Below are 19,236 nucleotides of genomic sequence, written 5' to 3' on the forward strand. Positions count from 1 at the left end.
AAACGGTTATGACTGTTCGCGCAGCTTGAAGCGTTGAATCTTGCCGGTCGCGGTTTTGGGCAGATCGTCGGTGAATACGATGTCGCGCGGGTACTTGTGCGGCGCGAGCCGTCCCTTCACGAACTCCTTCAACTCCTGCGCCAGTATCTCAGACGGCGCGAATTCGCGCTTCAATACGACGAACGCGCGCGTTTTTACGAGACCGCCGTGATCGACGCCGACCACGGCCGCTTCGAGCACGGCGCCGTGCTGCACCAGCACCATTTCCACTTCCACCGGCGAGACATACTGACCGCTGACCTTGAGCATGTCGTCGCTGCGGCCGGCATAGACGTAGCAGCCGTTGGCGAGGCGGCAATATTTGTCGCCGCTGCGAATCCATTCGCCGAGAAACGTGGCGCGCGACTTCTCGCGATTGCTCCAGTACATCAACGCGGCACTCGGGCCTTTGATAAACAGATCGCCGACTTCGCCGTCCGCCACGGCGCGCCCGGATTCGTCGCGCAGTTCGACTTCATAGCCGGGCACCGGACGGCCGGTCGTGCCATATTCGACCGCGCCGGCGCGATTCGACAGGAAGATGTGCAGCATCTCGGTCGAGCCGATGCCGTCGAGAATCTCGCAGCCGAAATGCGCGGTAAAGCGCTCGCCGATTTCGCGCGGCAAGGCTTCGCCGGCGGACGTGCAGATGCGCATGGCGACGTCCGCGCGTGCTGGCAGTGAGGGCGAGACGAGCATGCTGGCGTAGAGCGTGGGCACGCCGTAGAACACCGTCGGCCGATAGCGCACGAGCCGCGCGAAAATCGCGTCGGCGGTGGGACGCTCGGCCATGAGGACCGCCGTGGCGCCGACCGACAGTGGAAACGTCAAGCCGTTGCCGAGACCGTAGGCGAAGAACAGCTTGGCCGCCGAGAACACCACGTCGCTTTCCACGATGCCCAGAATCGGCTTGCCGTACAACTCGGCGGTCCAGTAGAGATTGGCGTGCGTATGCACGGTGCCTTTCGGTTTGCCGGTTGAGCCCGACGAATACAGCCAGAACGCGATGTCGTCGCAGCCGGACGCGGCGCATTTCGCGGCGGGTGTTGCGGCGTCGATCAGGTCCGCGAGTACGGGCAAATCAGACGACGCATCCGGTAAAGGTTTCGACACGACCAGTTGGCAGCCGTCGTGGTCCGCTTCGGCCATCGCAGCCGTGACATTGCCGAGCAATGCGCCGGAGGCGATCACGGCGCGCGCGTGGCTGTGCGTGAGCATGTAGACGTAATCGGCGGTGCTCAGCAGCGTGTTCGCGATCACCGGTACCACGCCGGCATACAGAGCGCCGAGAAAAGCGACGGGCAACTCGATCGTGTCGAGCATCACCAGCAGCACGCGTTCTTCGGCGTGGATGCCCAGCACGCGCAAGGCGCTGGCAAAGCGGCGGGCGCGGTCTTCGAGTTCGCCGTAGGCGAGGCTGGCGGTGTCGTCGATATAAGCGGTTTTGGCGGCGCGCGGCTGGTTCAGACGGAACAGGTGGGCTGCGAAATTGAATTGCGCGGGCGGCGGCTCGACGCTCGGGGCGGGCTGATGTGCCGCCGGTTCCAGCAGGGCTTCCATGTGTCTCCTCCAACGGGTGGGGGCGGTCCGGCGGTTATGTGCTCGTGAGCCGCAATGCGCTTTTATTCAGGGTGACTAATCAAATATTCCATTGCGTCAATGCGGGGCAAGCGGTGATTCAGTGTGGCGGCTGGGCTGGCCCGGTGCGTCCGTGAATTCGATCGCGCCTTGCGGCAGCAGATACAGCACCAGCGCCTGACCATTCGAGACTGTAGGGCGATGCGCGCTGCCGGGACCGTAGACGCACCAGCCTGCCGCGTGGCCGTCGAAGGTGGCGCCTTCGGTGAGCGGCATGATCAGATCGATCTCGCCGTTGGGGTGAACGTGATGCGGGCCGGCAATATCTTTCATGTCGACCACGTCGACGGAAAAGCCGTGAGTGTCGGGCAGCGCCTTGAAAATGCGTCCGTAGCGGATGCCGCCGCCTTCGCGATTGCACAGCCAGCCTTCGGCGACGCCGCTTCGGCAAGCCGCTGCGAGTTCGCGAAACGTTGGGCTGCCGGCGGGCCAGGTCGAGTTGAGCCATGTCGCCAGATCGGCGTCGAGCGGGCGTCCGGCAATTTGCGCGGTAATGCCCGCAATCAGGCTTTGGAAGTCATGTGGGGACATGCGAGCCTCCAGGCCGACGCGGCCGCATTCTGATTCATGCGGGTCGTCGCGCCGTCTCCGTGACGCTGCCGGAATAGTGCGGCAGCGTTTGTTATTGGATCGATATTTGGCGAAAATTAACCGTTCACCCGGTGCGTGTCAAGCACTATAGTACATGTACCGAAGTTGAGAGGCAGATAAACATGAATCAGAATTACTCTCCCGCGCAGCTGGACGAACCGGCCGACGACGAAGCCGGCCGCGTCGCCAAAGGCGAGCGCGATCCTTTCCTCACGGCCATGGGGGAGCGTGTGCGTTTGCTGCGCGCGCGCCGCGGCATGACACGCAAGACGCTGGCGAGCGAAACCGGCCTGTCGGAGCGGCATCTGGCGAATCTCGAATCCGGGGTGGGCAATGCGTCGGTGCTGGTATTGCGGCAAATTGCAGCCACGCTGAACTGTCCGCTGGCCGAAGTGATCGGCGACGAAACCACGGCTTCCGCCGAATGGCTACTGATCCGCGAATTGCTGCAAGGGCGCGACCAGGCGGCTTTGCAGCGCGCGCGCGTGGCGCTCGCCGAGATGTTCGCGCAGGCCCCGCGCGATCCGCATCGCAAGGACCGGATTGCGCTGATCGGCCTGCGCGGCGCCGGCAAATCCACGCTTGGGCGCATGCTGGCGCAGGAGCGCAAGGTGCCGTTCGTCGAACTGACGCGGGTGATCGAGCAACTGGCGGGCTGCCCGCCGTCCGAGATTCACTCGCTGTACGGGGCGAGCGCCTACCGGCGCTACGAGCATCGCGCGCTGGAGGCCGTGATCCAGGAGCACGAGCGCGCGGTGATCGCGTCGCCGGGCGGGCTGGTGTCCGAATCGGGCACGTTCAACGCGCTACTCTCGCACTGCTACACGGTGTGGTTGCAGGCCACGCCGGAAGAGCATATGCGCCGGGTGGTCGCGCAAGGAGATCTGCGGCCGATGTCCGGCAACCGGGAAGCCATGGACGACCTCAAGCGCATTCTCGCGGGACGCAGCGAGTTGTACGGCCGCGCCGACATGACCTTCGACACCAGCGAAAAGACGCTCGCGGACGCCTATCTGCAATTGCGCGACCGGCTCGCGGCAAGACTCGCGGCGGAAACGCCGGACGAAACACGCGTGATGTGACTCGGCAGTTAGAGGCGGCTCGACTCGGCGTTTACCCGCGCGCCCAGCACTAACATGCACTAAAATGCTTTACATGGGTGTGACGATGCACTATTGTTCAAAAAACAAGATTTGCATCGTCCAGTCAGGAGACGCCCCATGTCCACAGCAGAGACTGTCCTCGCGCCGGCCGCGCGGGTCGACTACCGCACCGATCCCTCGCAATACAGGCACTGGAAGCTGAGCTTCAACGGCCCGGTGGCGACGCTCGGCATCGATATCGCCGAAGAAGGCGGGATTCGCGACGGTTACAAACTGAAGCTGAATTCATACGATCTCGGCGTCGATATCGAACTGCACGACGCCATCCAGCGCATTCGTTTCGAGCATCCCGAAGTCAGAACGGTGGTGCTGACGAGCCTCAAGGACCGCGTGTTCTGTTCGGGCGCGAACATCTTCATGCTGGGTCTCTCCACGCACGCGTGGAAGGTCAATTTCTGCAAGTTCACGAACGAGACGCGCAACGGTCTGGAAGACTCGTCGCGCCATTCGGGTTTGAAGTTTCTCGCGGCGGTGAACGGCGCCTGCGCCGGTGGCGGCTACGAACTCGCTCTCGCGTGCGACGAAATCTATCTGGTGGACGATCGCTCTTCGTCGGTCTCCTTGCCGGAAGTGCCTTTGCTCGGCGTCTTGCCGGGCACTGGCGGTCTGACTCGCGTCACCGACAAACGCAAAGTGCGTCACGACCGCGCCGACATTTTCTGTACCGTGGTGGAGGGCATTCGCGGCGAGCGCGCAAAGGAATGGCGTCTGGTGGATGAAGTCGTCAAACCGAATCAGTTCGATCAGGCCATTCAGGCGCGCGCGCTCGAACTCGCGCAGCAAAGCGATCGTCCCGCGGACGCCAGAGGCGTGACGCTCACGCGCATCGAGCGTACGGACCGCGAAGACGGGCTCACGTACAAAACGCTGGACGTCAGCATCGATCGTGCGAAGCGCGTCGCCACGTTCACCGCAAAAGCGCCGCCAACGGCGCAACCGGAAGACATCGACGCCATCGTCGCGGCCGGCGTGAACTGGTGGCCGCTGCAATTCGCGCGTGAATTCGACGACGCGATTCTGTCGATGCGCACCAACGAACTCGAAGTCGGCACCTGGATTCTGAAAACCGAAGGCGACGCGAGTCATCTGCTGGCCGTCGACGCCACGCTTATGCAGCACCGCGACCACTGGTTCGTGCGCGAGACCATCGGATTGCTGCGCCGTACGCTCGCGCGTATCGACGTGTCGTCGCGTTCGCTGTTCGCGCTGATCGAGCCGGGCTCGTGTTTCGCGGGCACGTTCGCGGAACTCGCGTTCGCTGCGGATCGCACGTATATGGCCGCGCTGCCGTCCAACGAAGACGAGGAACCGGCGCTCACGCTCTCGGAAGTGAACTTCGGTCTTTATCCGATGGTGACGCATCAATCGCGACTCGCGCGCCGTTTCTACGAAGAAGCGGCGCCGCTCGATGCGGTGCGCGCGAAGATCGGTCAGGCGATCAGGCCGGTCGAAGCAGAGCGTCTCGGTCTGGTGACGGCGTCGCCGGACGACATCGACTGGGCCGACGAAATTCGCATTGCGCTCGAAGAGCGCGCGGCGATGTCGCCCGATGCATTGACGGGACTCGAAGCCAATCTGCGCTTCAACGGTCCGGAGACGATGGAGACGCGCATTTTCGGCCGTCTCACCGCGTGGCAGAACTGGATTTTCAACCGGCCGAATGCAGTGGGCGAGAAGGGCGCGCTCAAGGTGTACGGCAAGGGCAGCAAGGCGCAATTCGACGTCTCGCGCGTCTGATTCGCGCAGCGCTTCATTCCGACCGGGCACTACGTTTTCGACCAGGATATCGATCATGTCAACCATCAATTACAGCGACAAGATTCCGAACAACGTCAATCTCGCCGACGACCGCGCCTTGCAGCGCGCGCTCGAACAGTGGCAGCCGAATTTTCTGTCGTGGTGGGGCGATATGGGCCCCGAAGGCTCGCACGGCTACGACGTTTATCTGCGCACGGCGGTGAGCGTCGATGCGGGCGGCTGGGCGCATTTCGATCACGTGAAGATGCCGGACTACCGCTGGGGCATTTTTCTCACGCCCGGCGAGCAGGACCGCAAGATCCATTTCGGCGAGCACAAGGGCGAGGCCGCATGGCAGGACGTGCCCGGCGAACACCGCGCGAATCTGCGCCGCATTATCGTGACGCAGGGCGACACGGAACCGGCCTCGGTCGAACAGCAGCGGCATCTGGGGCTCACTGCGCCCTCCATGTACGACCTGCGCAATCTCTTTCAGGTGAACGTGGAAGAAGGGCGGCACCTGTGGGCCATGGTGTATCTTCTGCATCGTTATTTTGGACGCGACGGTCGTGAGGAAGCCGAAGCATTGCTCGGCCGTCGTTCGGGCGACGACGACAATCCACGCATTCTCGGCGCGTTCAACGAAAAGACGCCGGACTGGCTCGCGTTCTACATGTTCACCTATTTCACCGACCGCGACGGCAAATTCCAGTTGTCCGCGCTGGCGGAGTCGGGCTTCGATCCGCTTGCACGCACCACGAAGTTCATGTTGACCGAAGAAGCGCATCACATGTTCGTGGGCGAATCCGGCGTGTCGCGCGTGATCCAGCGCACCGCCCAGGTCATGAACGAACTCGGCACCGACGACGTCGCGAAGATTCGCGCGGCCGGTGTGATCGACCTGCCGACTATTCAGCGTTATCTGAACTTCCATTACTCGGTCACGATCGACCTGTTCGGCGCGGATCATTCGTCGAATGCGGCCACGTTCTATAGCTCGGGCCTGAAAGGCCGCTACGAAGAAAACAAGCGCGACGACGATCATCGCCTCGACGGTCAGAGCTATAAGCTGCTCGATGTACAGGACGGCAAGCTGACCGAGCGCGAAGTGCCGATGCTCAACGCGATGAACGAAGTGCTGCGCGACGATTACATCAAGGACTCCGTGGCGGGCGTGGGGCGCTGGAACAAGGTGCTGGAAAAAGCCGGCATCGATTTCCGCATGACGGTGCCGCACAAGGCGTTCAACCGGCAGATCGGCACGTTCGCGGGAACGCGGGTGTCGCCCGATGGACGCGTGGTGAGCGAAACCGAATGGGCCGCCAATGAAGCGAAATGGCTGGCCACGCCGGAAGATCGCGCCTTCGTTGCATCGCTCATGGGACGCGTGTCCGAGCCCGGCAAGTTCGCCAACTGGATCGCACCGCCGGCCATGGGCGTGAACCGGCAGCCGGTGGATTTCGAGTACGTACGCTTCAATTAAGAGTAGAAAATAAGCGCAAAACTGAGCGGAAGCTGGAGGAAGTCATGAACGGTCCAGTATCGGTCGAAGTTCTCAGGCAGCATCTGATCGATCCGGAAATCTGCATTCGCTGCAATACGTGCGAAGAGACTTGCCCGATCGACGCGATCACGCACGACGACAACAACTACGTGGTCAAGGCGGATATTTGCAACGGCTGCATGGCCTGCGTGCCGCCGTGTCCCACGGGTGCGATCGATAACTGGCGCACGGTGCTCAGAAGCGACGCGTACCCCATCGACGAGCAGTTCACGTGGGACGTCTTGCCCGAACAGAATACGATGGCCGTCGCCGCAACCGACGAAGCCGCGGCCGCCAATGACGCGACAGGCGACGCACCGGCGGAGGCGAGCGGCATCGAAGTGGATACCGTACGCGGGTCGGTCGTGCCGCCGTGGTCGGCTGCCAAACCGTACGTGAATCTCTACACGCACAAGCAGCCCACGACCGCGACCGTGGTGGGCAACTACCGGCTGACAGATGCGTCGACGCAAAGCGACATCCACCATATCGTGCTCGATTTCGGTTCGATGCCGTTTCCGGTGCTCGAAGGTCAATCGATCGGCATTCTGCCGCCCGGCGCTTCGGGCGATGGCCGCGCGCACCATGCACGCCAATACTCGATCGCGAGTCCGCGCGACGGCGAGCGGCCCGGTTACAACAATGTCTCGCTGACAGTCAAACGCGTAAGCCAGCAGCACGGCGACACGATCGACGGCGTCTGCTCGAACTACCTGTGCGACCTGAAGAAAGGCGATGTCGTCAACGTAATCGGGCCGTTCGGCGGCACCTTCCTGATGCCGAATCATCCGAACTCGCATCTGCTGATGATCTGCACCGGCACGGGTTCGGCGCCGATGCGCGCCATGACGGAGTATCGCCGTCGCCGTCGTCTGAAAGGCGCGACCGGCAAACTCATGCTGTTCTTCGGCGCGCGCACGAAAGAGGAACTGCCGTATTTCGGCCCGCTGACCAATCTGCCGAAAGACTTCATCGACACCAATCTCGCGTTTTCCCGCACGCCGGGGCAGCCGAAGCGCTACGTGCAGGACGCGATGCGGGAACGTGCGGTCGATGTGGCGCAGATGCTCAGGGACGACAGCACCTATATCTACGTGTGCGGCCTCAAAGGCATGGAAGACGGCGTGCTACAGGCGCTGAAGGAAATCGGCGAGCAGCATCAGATGGACTGGGACGTGTTGTGGGCGAAGCTGAAGCGCGAAGGGCGCTTGCATCTGGAAACCTACTGAAGCGAAGAAAACGCAATACGTGTCGAGCTAAACCGATATGGCCGCAGCGCTTGCAAGCGCAACGCGGCCATTTTCTATTTCGCGGCGGGCCTCTCGCGCGACGCCGGAGAAATCGCGCCGCACGCCCGAATCACCAGTTGCACGACTTCTTCCGTGGTGGCCTCGAACGCCTTCTGCGTCAGCGCGCGTTTGCCCTTGAGCGCGCGGATCTGCGCGTCGAAGTCGGCGTAATGCTGGGTCGTGGCCCAGATCATGTACATCAGCGTTTGCGCATTGACCGGCGCAAGCAGGCCGCGCGCGATCCAGTTGTCGATCACTTTCACGCGGCTATCGAGCCACGGCTTCACACGGCCGGTGAGAATATCTTCCATGTGTTCGGCGCCGTGGATGATCTCGCTCGCCCACACTTTCGAGCCGAGCGGACGGCGGCGCGACAATTCCATTTTCGCGCGCACGTAGCCGCCGATTGCCTCGACCGGATCGTCGCTGCATTCGAAGGTATCGGCGGCGCGATGCCAGTCTTCGAACAGGTCTTCGAGCACGCGGCGATACAGGGCGAGCTTCGTCGGGAAGTAGTAATGCAAGTTGGCTTTCGGTAAGCCGGCGCGCTCCGCGATCATCGCGGTGCTGGTGCCGTCGAGTCCGCGCTCCGCAAAAACCGCTTCCGCGCAGGCCAGGAGATGCGCTTCGTTGGACTCGCGGATGTGTGCCTTGCGGCGCCGCAAAGGTAACGGCTTTTCTTCGTTTTCAGCTTCGGTTTCGGTGATGTCGGCAGCCACGTCGTGGTCTCTCATGTTGGCCTTCGTCGGCATCCGTGCCGCGTCGCGCTTCATTCTAGTCGTTTGAGCGCCGATCGACACGCGCATTCGCTACCCGCGAAAAAGTCGTGTTGCGCTGCAATGGCACGCTTCTCGCTATGTTTCTCAGCGCACGAAAAGCATTGATTTGGCGAAGTTAATCGGCTACAACCTGTCCAACTGGACAGGATTGGAGAAGCGGGCGAGACCCCAGGGTTTGCCCTCTCCAGATCGAGCGAATCCGGACTTCGGGTGTGCACCGCCGCCGTGCGGGGGCGCCCCAAAAATTGTCGCCGATGCACCAGTTTCATGTCGGTTCACCGAAAGGAGCGAGACGAATGAACGCGGTATCCGAAGCGCTGAAAACCGCTGGGCCCAGCACCTCGATCAAGGTCGACGGCAAGCGTCTGTGGAACAGCCTGATGACGATGGCGAAGATCGGCGCGACGCCCAAAGGCGGCGTATGCCGTCTCGCGCTCACCGACCTGGACAAGGAAGGGCGCGATCTGATCGTCGGCTGGGCGAAGGAAGCCGGCTGTACCGTCAGCGTCGACCAGATGGGCAATGTGTTCATGCGGCGCGCCGGCCGCAATCCCGACGCGCTGCCGGTCATGACCGGCTCGCACGCCGACTCCCAGCCGACGGGCGGCCGCTTCGACGGCATCTACGGCGTGCTCGGCGGACTAGAAGTGATTCGGAGTCTGAACGATCACGGAATCGAAACCGAGCATCCGGTCGAGGTCGTGATCTGGACCAACGAGGAGGGCTCGCGCTTCGCGCCGGCCATGGTGGCCTCGGGTGTGTTCGCCGGCGTTTTCACGCTGGAATACGGGCTTTCTCGCAAGGACGTGGACGGCAAGACCATCGGCGAAGAACTGCAACGGATCGGTTACGCGGGCGACGTGCCGTGCGGCGGACGGCCCTTGCATGCAGCCTTCGAATTACACATCGAACAGGGGCCGATTCTCGAAGCCGAACAGAAAACGATCGGCGTGGTGACGGACGCGCAAGGCCAGCGCTGGTATGAAATCACGCTGACCGGACAGGAGGCGCATGCGGGCCCGACGCCGATGCCGCGTCGTCGCGATGCGCTGCTCGGTGCGTCGCGCGTGGTCGATCTGGTCAACCGCATCGGCCTCGATAACGCGCCCTTTGGCTGCGCGACAGTCGGCATGCTGCAGGTCTATCCGAATTCACGCAACGTGATTCCGGGCCGCGTATTTTTCACGGTCGATTTCCGTCATCCCGACGACGCCGTGCTCGCGAAAATGGATGCCGCCTTGCGCGAAGGCGTGGAAAAAATCGCGAGCGGCATCGGCCTCGAAACCGAACTCGAACAGATTTTCTACTACGCGCCGGTAGCGTTCGACGCCGCCTGCGTGAGTTCCGTGCGCGCCGCGGCCGAACGCTTCGGTTATCCGCATCGCAACATGGTGTCCGGTGCGGGACACGACGCCTGTTATCTGTCGCAGGTGGCGCCCACGTCGATGGTGTTCGTGCCATGCGTGGACGGGATCAGTCACAACGAGATAGAAGACGCGACCTTCGAATGGATCGAAGCGGGCGCGAACGTTTTGTTGCACGCCATGCTGGAGCGTGCATGCGAGCCGGTTTCATAAACCTTTTGCAGTGACGGCAATGCCTGCTTGATCCGTTTCACCGTAGTGCCCATAAAACACGCCGTCCCGGCTCCGTTCGAACGTAGCCGGCGGGAGCGGCTACGTCCTCACATCGAAGAAGGAACGCGTATGGCCATCAAGCAAACCGGCGATATAGCCGCCCAACGGCTGTCGCCCGAACAGCTTTCGTGCGAATTCGCCGACGTCGCGCCGCTACTCGACGCGAGCGCCGCCGCCGCAGCGGCGAGCCGCTGCCACTACTGTTACGACGCGCCGTGCGTGAACGCGTGTCCCACGCAGATCGACATTCCCAGCTTCATTCGCAAGATCGGCAACGGCAATCTGAAGGGCGCGGCGGTCGATATTCTCTCGGCGAATCCGCTGGGCGGCATGTGCGCTCGCGTGTGTCCCACCGAGATTCTTTGCGAAGGCGCTTGCGTGCGCAATCATCAGGACGCGAAGCCAGTCGCCATAGGTGCATTGCAACGTCATGCAACCGATTGGGCGATGGCGCGCGGCGAGCCGCTCTTCAAGCGCGCGGCCGACACGGGCCGGCACGTGGCGGTGGTCGGCGCGGGGCCGGCAGGTCTCGCGTGCGCACACAAGCTGGCGCTCGCGGGTCATCGCGTGACCGTGTACGACGCGCACGAGAAAGCGGGTGGACTGAACGAATACGGTATTGCCGCGTACAAGACCGTCGACGATTTCGCGCAGCGTGAAGTGGCATGGCTGTGTTCGACCGGCGGCATCACGATCGAACAGGGCGTGTCGCTGGGCCGCGATTTCAGCCTCGACGTGCTGCGCAAACAGCACGACGCGGTGTTTCTCGCTATCGGCCTGACGGGCGTGCGCGCGCTCGCCATGGAAGGCGAAGACCTGAGCGGCGTGATGAACGCGGTCGATTTCATCGAGCGTATCCGTTCGGCGGACGACGTCGGCACGGTGGCGGTGGGCCGGCGCGTGGTCGTGATCGGCGGGGGCAATACGGCGGTGGATGCGGCCGTGCAGAGCCGCAAGCTCGGCGCGACGTCGGTGACGATGGTGTATCGGCGCGGCGTCGAGTCGATGAGCGCGACGTGGGCCGAGCGCGAGTTCGCGCAAACCTGCGGCGTGACGCTCGTCACGCATGCCACGCCGATGCGGCTCATCGGCGCGGATGGCGTGGTGACGGGTGTCGAGTTCGAGCGCACGTCGAGCGAGGGCCATCAGGAGCGCTTCGTGGTGGAGGCCGACATGGTGCTCAAGGCCATCGGCCAGACCCTGGTGCCCGTGGGAATCGACCATGAATTGCTGACGCTCGACGGCAGCCGCATTGCGGTGGACGGCAGCGGCCTGACCTCGCTGCCGAACGTGTGGGCGGGCGGCGACTGTGCGGCAAGCGGTGGTGTCGATCTGACGGTGCAGGCCGTGCAGGACGGCAAGATTGCCGCCGCCGCGATCGACGCGCATTTTGCACGGACGGCGATCAAGGCGGCGTGAGCCGTCTCGCCCAGGTCAGACAGAACACGTCAGTACACCAGATAAAAATCAGCAGTCCCCAAGGAGCCGAACATGGCCGATTTGCGCTGTACGATTGCCGGCATCACTTCGCCGAATCCTTTCTGGCTCGCCTCTGCGCCGCCGACCGACAAAGCCTATAACGTGAACCGCGCATTCGAAGCGGGTTGGGGCGGCGTCGTGTGGAAAACGCTCGGTCTGGACCCGCACGTGGTCAACGTGAGTTCGCGTTATGGCGCGGTGCAGTGGAACGGCCAGCGGATCGCCGGGCTGAACAATATCGAACTGATTACCGACCGGCCACTCGACGTGAACCTCAAGGAAATCGCGCAGGTGAAGCGCGACTGGCCCGATCGCGCGATGATCGTCTCGCTGATGGTGCCGTGCAACGAGCGCGACTGGAAATGGATTTTGCCGCTCGTCGAAGATACCGGCGCCGACGCGGTCGAACTGAATTTCGGTTGCCCGCACGGCATGAGCGAGCGCGGCATGGGCGCGGCGGTGGGACAGGTGCCCGAATACGTGGAGATGGTGACGCGCTGGGTCAAGGAAGGCACAAAGCTGCCCTGTCTCGTCAAGCTGACGCCGAACATCAGCGACATCCGTCTCGGTTCGCGTGCGGCCTACAAGGGCGGCGCGGACGGCGTCTCGCTCATCAACACGATCAACTCGATCGTCGCGGTGGATCTCGACGCCATGTCGCCGCTGCCGATGGTGGACGGCAAGGGCACGCACGGCGGCTATTGCGGACCGGCCGTGAAGCCGATCGCGCTGAACATGGTGGCCGAGATCGCGCGCGATCCGGAAACGCCGAATCTGCCCATCTCCGGCATCGGCGGTATTTCCAGCTGGCGCGATGCCGCAGAATTCATGGTGCTGGGCGCGGGCAGCGTGCAGGTGTGCACGGCGGCCATGCACTACGGCTTTCGCATCGTCACCGATCTCGCCGACGGCCTGTCGAACTGGATGGACGAAAAGGGCTACGCTACGCTCGACGACATTCGCGGCCGGGCCGTGCCGAACGTCACTGACTGGAAATACCTGAACCTCAAATACGACATCAAGGCGCGCATCGATCAGGACAAGTGCATCCAGTGCGGCCTGTGCCATATCGCCTGCGAAGACACCGCGCATCAGGCCATCATGAAAGAAAAAGATGGCGTGCGGCATTTTGAAGTGATGGACTCCGAATGTGTGGGCTGCAATCTTTGCATGCACGTGTGCCCGGTCGAACAATGTATTTCGATGGAGCGGGTGGACAACGGCGAGTACGCGAACTGGACGACGCATCCGAACAACCCGTCGCGCGTGAAGGCGGGCGACGCGGACACCGGGTCTGGTCAGGCCGGCACCGAGGCGGCTGCGGAACCGGCGCACGCCCATGCGGCCGCGAAAGCGGCCTGAAAACAGACGTAAGAACGCGGCACCCGGCCTGATGCGATGTTTTCCTCAAGCCTCGACGCGCGACCGGCAGCACTATTAAAAACGCGTGTTGGGCTCAACGATCCAGTGGAGATCTTTCGATGAAGCAGACAGTGCAATCCGTCGACCCGCAGTTCGCGGCCGGCGCGCAAGGCAGCAGTCTCTACAACGACGACCTTGCGCCGACCGGCACCGCGCAGCGCACGTGGCGGTGGTATCACTTCGCGGCGCTGTGGGTCGGGATGGTGATGAACATCGCGTCGTACATGCTCGCGGCCGGCTTGACGGAAGAGGGCATGTCGCCGTGGCAGGCGGTGATGACCGTGCTGCTCGGCAATCTGATCGTGCTGGTGCCGATGCTGCTGATCGGCCACGCGGGGGCGAAGCACGGCATTCCCTATGCCGTGCTGGTGCGCTCGTCGTTCGGCGTGCAGGGCGCGAAATTGCCGGCCATGCTGCGGGCCATCGTCGCGTGCGGCTGGTACGGCATTCAGACGTGGCTCGGCGGCAGCGCGATTTATACGCTGCTGAACATTCTCACCGGCAATGCGCTGCACGGCGCGGCCTTGCCGTTTCTCGACATCTCGCTCGCGCAGCTCGCGTGTTTCCTCGCGTTCTGGGCCTTGCAGATTTACTTCATCGTGCACGGCACGGATTCGATCCGCTGGCTCGAAAGCTGGTCCGCGCCGATCAAGATCGTGATGTGTATCGCGCTGGTGTGGTGGGCGACCTCGAAAGCGGGCGGCCTCGGTTCGATGCTGTCGGCGCCGTCGCAATTCGTGGCGGGCGGCAAGAAAGAAGGCCTGTTCTGGGCGACATTCTGGCCGGGTCTCACCGCCATGGTCGGTTTCTGGGCCACGCTCGCGTTGAACATTCCCGACTTCACGCGTTTTGCCAGAACGCAGCGTGACCAGATCGTCGGACAGTCGATCGGTTTGCCGGTGCCGATGGCGCTGCTCTCCGTCATCTCGGTGGTGGTGACGTCCGCCACGGTCGTGATTTACGGCAAGGCGATCTGGGACCCGATCGACCTGACGAGCCGCATGACCGGTATCGGCGTGGGCGTGGCGCTCATCATCCTCACGCTCGATACGATGTGCTGCAATCTCGCGGCCAATCTCGTCGGTCCCGCTTATGATTTTTCGAGCCTGTGGCCCAAGGGTATTTCGTATCGCGTGGGCGGCATGATTACCGCCACCATCGCCATCGTGATGATGCCGTGGAAGATTCTCGCGACCACGCAAGGCTATATCTTCACGTGGCTGGTCGGCTATTCGGCGCTGCTCGGTCCAGTGGCGGGCATTCTGATGGTGGACTACTTCCTGATTCGCGGCACACGGCTCGATCCGCGCGAACTGTTCGACGAGCACGGCGAATACAGCTATACGGGCGGCTGGAATATCGGCGCAGTGGTGGCGCTGGTGATCGGCGTGTTGCCGAATCTGCCGGGCTTTCTGCATACCGCTTTTCCCGCATCGTTCCCGAACGTGCCCGCGATCTTCAATACGGTCTATACGTATGCGTGGTTCGTCGGACTGGCGCTGGCGTCGATCGTCTACAGCGCGTGGATGAAACTGAGCAAGGGACCGAGCGCGCGGGTGGCGCGTGCATAGCGCGCATTGCACATCGGTTTGGCGAGGCCGCACGAAAACGTCGTGCGGGCAGTACGGAAAACCAGTAGTTCATAAGGAGGCGGCAACATGACGACCCTGATTCGCGGCGGCACGATTATCGACGCGGAGAACACGTACCGTGCGGACGTGTTGTGTGCGGACCCTCAGGACGGCGGCACGATCCTGCAGATCGGAGTGGACCTGGAAGCGCCGGCGGGCGCGACGATCGTCGACGCGGGCGGTCAGTACGTGATGCCCGGCGGTATCGATCCGCACACGCACATGGAGTTGCCGTTCATGGGCACCACGGCCAGCGACGACTTCTACACCGGCACCGCGGCCGGTTTGTCGGGCGGCACGACCAGCATCATCGACTTCGTGATTCCGAGCCCTAAGCAGCCGCTGATGGAGGCGTTCAGGGAGTGGCGCGGCTGGGCGGAAAAAGCGTCGGCGGATTACGGCTTTCACGTTGCCGTGACCTGGTGGGACGACTCCGTTTATCGCGACATGGGTACGCTGGTGCACGAGCACGGCGTCTCCAGCTTCAAGCACTTCATGGCCTACAAGAATGCGATCATGGCCGACGACGAAGTGCTGGTGAACAGCTTCTCGCGTTCGCTCGAACTCGGCGCGCTGCCTACCGTGCATGCCGAGAACGGCGAGCTGGTGTTCCAGTTGCAGCGTCAACTGCTGGCGAAAGGCTTCACGGGACCGGAGGCGCATCCCTTGTCGCGTCCGCCGGAGGTGGAGGGCGAGGCGGCCAATCGCGCGATCCGTATTGCGCAGGTGCTGGGCGTGCCGGTGTATATCGTGCACGTGTCCGCGAAAGATGCGGTCGACGCCATCGCGCGTGCCCGCAGCGAAGGTCTGCGCGTGTTCGGCGAGGTGCTGCCGGGCCATCTGGTGATCGACGAAGCGGTGTATCGCGATCCCGACTGGACGCGTGCCGCGGCGCACGTGATGAGCCCGCCGTTCCGCTCCGCCGAGCATCGCGAGGCATTGTGGCGCGGTTTGCAGGCGGGCCAGTTGCACACCACGGCCACCGATCACTGTGTTTTTTGCGCGTCGCAGAAAGCCATGGGCCGCGAAGACTTCACGAAGATCCCGAACGGTTGCGGCGGCGTGGAAGATCGCATGGCGGTGCTGTGGCATCACGGCGTGAATTCCGGACGTCTCACGCCGAACGAATTCGTGAAAATCACCTCGACCAACGCCGCGCAGATTTTCAATCTGTATCCACGTAAAGGCGCGGTGCAGGTCGGTGCGGACGCTGATCTGGTGGTGTGGGACCCGCAGGCGAGCAGAACGATTTCGGTGAAGACGCATCATCAGAAAGTCGACTTCAACGTCTTCGAAGGCATGACCGTGCAGGGCGTGGCCATGCATACGCTGACACGCGGCGCGTTGGCCTGGACCAACGGCGACCTGCGCGCCGAGCGCGGCGCCGGGCGCTATCTGAAGCGTCCGCCTAACCCCGCTTATTTCGACGCAATCCGCGTCGCCAATAAGCTGAAGGAACCGCATCCGGTGGAGCGGTAAGCGCTTTGCAGTAGCCGGCCCCGCGCGCGCGATCGGCCATGATCGCGCGCCATCTTTCCTGAAGCCGCCACGCGCTCCCCTGCTGCGCCTGGCGGCCCCTCCCGCGTTTTCCCCGATGGCGTGCGCCCCGTGTTCCGTGGTGCGATGCATGCCGCGTCTGCGACTATCTGCTATAAAGTCGAAACCCATGCTGCGCCGGAGGCTCCGGCTGTCCGCTTAGCACGAATGCGCATATTGATCGGAAACCTGATCCTTTGTAAAAACGCAGACCGTTTGCTACAGTCCGCCCACTCCGCCGGGCCCGAGTGGGCCGGCGGGCGCCGACGAAACACAAGACCTAGCAACCGACGTCGCACTCTTATCGGAGCCACCTCATGAAGTCGATTCGTTCCATTCTGCTGATCGCGCTGCTGCAAGCGGTGACCCTGAGTTCGGCTTTCGCCGCCGACGAACTCGCGCAGATCAAATCCGCCGGCGTGTTGAAGATCGGCACCGAAGGCACCTACGCACCTTTCACGTTCCATGACGAATCGGGCAAGCTGACCGGTTTCGACGTCGAGATCGGTACCGAGATCGCCAAACGTCTGGGCGTGAAGCCGCAATTCGTCGAAGGGAAATGGGACGGTCTGATCGCCGGTCTCGACGTGAACCGCTACGACGCGGTGATCAACGAAGTGGCCGTGACCGATGCGCGCAAGGCCAAATACGATTTCTCCGAGCCGTACATCACGTCTCACGCTGCGCTGATCGTGGCGTCGGACAACAACACGATCAAGAACTTCGACGACCTGAAAGGCAAGAAGTCCGCCAATACGCTGACCAGCAACTTCGGCAAGATCGCGGTGGCCCATGGCGCGAACGTGATCCCGGTGCAGGGCTTCAACGAGTCGATCGATCTGCTGACCTCGGGCCGCGTCGACGCGACCGTGAACGATTCGCTCTCGTTCCTCGACTTCAAGAAGCACAAGCCGGACGCGAAGGTGAAGATCGCCGCGATCGACACCTCGCCGGACAGTAGCGATAAATCGGCGGTGCTGGTGCGCAAGGGCAGCCCCGAATTCGTCGCCGCACTCGACAAGGCGCTGGCCGACATGAAGAAAGACGGCACCTATGCGAAGATTTCGCAGAAGTACTTCGGTAAAGACGTCTCCCAATAAGCGTCACGCGCGAGTCTGAATCATGCCGGCATGGTTGCATCTGATGGCGCAGTCGCTGTGGCCCCTGCTGTACGCGGGGCTCGTATTCACCGTGCCGCTCACGCTGGCGTCGTTCGCCATCGGCATTGCGCTCGCGTTCATCGTGGCGCTGGTCCGGCTATTCGGACCGAAGTGGGCGATCGCGATCGTGCGCTTCTACGTGTGGCTGTTTCGCGGCTCGCCGTTGCTGGTGCAACTATTCGTCATTTTCTACGGCTTGCCGAATGTCGGCATCGTGCTCGATCCGTTGACGGCGGCGATCATCGGCTTCTCGCTGAATGTCGGCGCGTATAACTCCGAAGTGATTCGCGGAGTGATCGAGTCGATCCCGAAAGGGCAGTGGGAAGCGGCGTATTCGATGGGAATGACGCGCGAGCAGGCATTGCGTCGCGCCATTCTTCCGCAGGCCGCGCGCGTGGCGCTGCCGCCCCTGTCGAACTCGTTCATTGCGCTCGTGAAGGATACGTCGCTCGCGGCGGTGCTCACGGTGCCGGAAGTTTTTCAGGCCGCGCAACGCATTGCGTCCGTCACTTACGAACCGCTGATTCTCTATACGGAAGCGGCACTCGTGTATCTGGTGTTCAGTTCGGTGTTGTCTTCCGCGCAAGTGCGGCTCGAGCGCAAGTTCGGCCGTCATGCACTTTTCCAGGCGGGCAACTAATGATCCGACTGGAAAAAATCGACAAGTACTTCGGCGAGAACCGGGTTCTGAATTCGGTGAATCTGCAACTCGAGCCGGGCAATGTGACGGCGTTGATCGGTCCGTCCGGCAGCGGCAAAAGTACGTTGTTGCGCTGCGTGAATCTGCTGGAAATTCCGGAGTCCGGTTCACTCGAACTCGGCGATCAGCGCCTCGAATTCAGCCGTGAAAGCAAGCCATCGCGTGAGACGGTGCTCACCATTCGTCGTCGCACGGGTATGGTGTTCCAGAACTTCCAGTTGTTTCCGCATCTCACGGTGCGGCAGAACGTCATGGAGGGTCTGCTGACCGTGTTGAAGTGGGACAAGGAAAGGGCCGCCGCCCGCGCGGAAGAACTGCTGCAAAAAGTAGGCATTGCGCAGAAGGCGGACGCGTGGCCTTCCACGCTGTCGGGCGGACAGCAGCAACGCGTGGCGATTGCCCGGGCGCTGGCGCCGTCGCCTGAAGTGCTGCTCTGCGACGAACCCACGTCCGCGCTCGATCCAGGTCTCGCTGCGGAAGTGGTGGACGTACTCAAGCAACTCGCCACCGAAGGCATGACGATGCTGATGGCGACGCACGATCTGCGACTCGCTGCAACGATCGCGCGTGACGTGGTGTTTCTGAACAATGGCGTGATAGTCGAGTCCGGTCCATCGCGCGACGTGTTCATGACGCCGCGAGAAGCGGAAACGGCGCGTTTCGTGTCGACGCTGACCCACAGTCTGCCCGACGCCTGGACGCAATAGAACACCCGGCTTAAAAAACGGAATGCCCCGCGAGTTGCGAGACTCGCGGGGCATTTTGCTTTGGACACCGGAAGATCGGGTGAAAAAGAAAAGGAGCGCTCTCGAGCGCTCCTTCGATACTGCCGTTTCCTGTGAAGCCGCGCGGAATCTTGCGCGGCTCTACAGGATCATGCTTTCACTGCGAA

Annotated in this window: 15 protein-coding genes; 12 read left to right on the forward strand and 3 right to left on the reverse strand. The window is 62.6% G+C overall.

Annotated features, from left to right (window positions below):
• Positions 1 to 6 precede the first annotated feature (6 nt).
• Entirely contained in the window at positions 7 to 1,599 is a 1,593-nt protein-coding gene (locus P3T18_RS25865; protein ID WP_429302798.1) for a benzoate-CoA ligase family protein, read from the reverse strand.
• A 96-nt stretch (positions 1,600 to 1,695) separates the two neighbouring features.
• Entirely contained in the window at positions 1,696 to 2,208 is a 513-nt protein-coding gene (locus tag P3T18_RS25870) for a DUF4863 family protein (protein ID WP_429302799.1), read from the reverse strand.
• 182 nt (positions 2,209 to 2,390) lie between these two features.
• On the opposite strand from P3T18_RS25870, the gene P3T18_RS25875 reads away from it, so the two are divergent.
• The 4 genes from P3T18_RS25875 to boxA all read left to right on the forward strand — a co-directional run bounded on the left by P3T18_RS25875 (position 2,391) and on the right by boxA (position 7,940).
• Positions 2,391 to 3,350, forward strand: coding sequence for a helix-turn-helix transcriptional regulator (locus P3T18_RS25875; protein WP_429302800.1), 960 nt, complete (start codon positions 2,391 to 2,393; stop codon positions 3,348 to 3,350).
• A gap of 138 nt (positions 3,351 to 3,488) precedes the next feature.
• Positions 3,489 to 5,168: a 2,3-epoxybenzoyl-CoA dihydrolase gene (gene boxC, locus P3T18_RS25880; RefSeq protein WP_429302801.1), complete on the forward strand. Its 1,680-nt coding sequence runs from the start codon at positions 3,489 to 3,491 to the stop codon at positions 5,166 to 5,168.
• A 55-nt stretch (positions 5,169 to 5,223) separates the two neighbouring features.
• Positions 5,224 to 6,651: a benzoyl-CoA 2,3-epoxidase subunit BoxB gene (boxB, locus tag P3T18_RS25885; protein ID WP_429302802.1), complete on the forward strand. Its 1,428-nt coding sequence runs from the start codon at positions 5,224 to 5,226 to the stop codon at positions 6,649 to 6,651.
• Positions 6,652 to 6,695: 44 nt separating this feature from the next.
• Complete coding sequence (gene boxA, locus P3T18_RS25890; RefSeq protein WP_429302803.1) at positions 6,696 to 7,940, forward strand: benzoyl-CoA 2,3-epoxidase subunit BoxA; 1,245 nt, start codon at positions 6,696 to 6,698, stop codon at positions 7,938 to 7,940.
• 74 nt (positions 7,941 to 8,014) lie between these two features.
• Here the strand turns inward: boxA and P3T18_RS25895 are convergent, their stop codons facing one another.
• The gene (locus P3T18_RS25895; RefSeq protein ID WP_429302804.1) at positions 8,015 to 8,773 is read right to left on the reverse strand and encodes a TetR/AcrR family transcriptional regulator; all 759 of its coding nucleotides are present in this window, start codon (positions 8,771 to 8,773) and stop codon (positions 8,015 to 8,017) included.
• 302 nt (positions 8,774 to 9,075) lie between these two features.
• Here P3T18_RS25895 and P3T18_RS25900 point away from each other — a divergent pair, with 302 nt between their 5' ends.
• From P3T18_RS25900 to P3T18_RS25935, 8 genes are all read left to right on the forward strand, one after another.
• Positions 9,076 to 10,356 (forward strand): Zn-dependent hydrolase, encoded by a 1,281-nt coding sequence (locus tag P3T18_RS25900; RefSeq protein WP_429302805.1) that lies wholly within the window; start codon positions 9,076 to 9,078, stop codon positions 10,354 to 10,356.
• Between the two features lie 129 nt (positions 10,357 to 10,485).
• Complete coding sequence (locus tag P3T18_RS25905) at positions 10,486 to 11,835, forward strand: NAD(P)-dependent oxidoreductase (RefSeq protein ID WP_429302806.1); 1,350 nt, start codon at positions 10,486 to 10,488, stop codon at positions 11,833 to 11,835.
• A 72-nt stretch (positions 11,836 to 11,907) separates the two neighbouring features.
• Positions 11,908 to 13,257, forward strand: coding sequence for an NAD-dependent dihydropyrimidine dehydrogenase subunit PreA (gene preA, locus P3T18_RS25910; protein ID WP_429302807.1), 1,350 nt, complete (start codon positions 11,908 to 11,910; stop codon positions 13,255 to 13,257).
• Positions 13,258 to 13,376: 119 nt separating this feature from the next.
• Positions 13,377 to 14,888, forward strand: a complete 1,512-nt coding sequence (locus P3T18_RS25915; RefSeq protein WP_429302808.1) for an NCS1 family nucleobase:cation symporter-1 — start codon at positions 13,377 to 13,379, stop codon at positions 14,886 to 14,888.
• An 87-nt stretch (positions 14,889 to 14,975) separates the two neighbouring features.
• A complete protein-coding gene (hydA, locus tag P3T18_RS25920) occupies positions 14,976 to 16,427 on the forward strand; it encodes a dihydropyrimidinase (protein WP_429302809.1) in 1,452 nt (483 codons plus the stop codon).
• A gap of 374 nt (positions 16,428 to 16,801) precedes the next feature.
• The gene (locus P3T18_RS25925) at positions 16,802 to 17,584 is read left to right on the forward strand and encodes an amino acid ABC transporter substrate-binding protein (protein ID WP_429302810.1); all 783 of its coding nucleotides are present in this window, start codon (positions 16,802 to 16,804) and stop codon (positions 17,582 to 17,584) included.
• A 22-nt stretch (positions 17,585 to 17,606) separates the two neighbouring features.
• Positions 17,607 to 18,284, forward strand: coding sequence for an amino acid ABC transporter permease (locus P3T18_RS25930; protein ID WP_429302811.1), 678 nt, complete (start codon positions 17,607 to 17,609; stop codon positions 18,282 to 18,284).
• Positions 18,284 to 19,051, forward strand: a complete 768-nt coding sequence (locus tag P3T18_RS25935; RefSeq protein WP_429302812.1) for an amino acid ABC transporter ATP-binding protein — start codon at positions 18,284 to 18,286, stop codon at positions 19,049 to 19,051. Before P3T18_RS25930 ends, P3T18_RS25935 begins: the two co-directional genes overlap by 1 nt.
• The last annotated feature ends 185 nt before the right edge of the window (positions 19,052 to 19,236 follow it).

Source organism: Paraburkholderia sp. GAS199 (assembly GCF_050436585.1).
GTDB lineage: Bacteria > Pseudomonadota > Gammaproteobacteria > Burkholderiales > Burkholderiaceae > Paraburkholderia.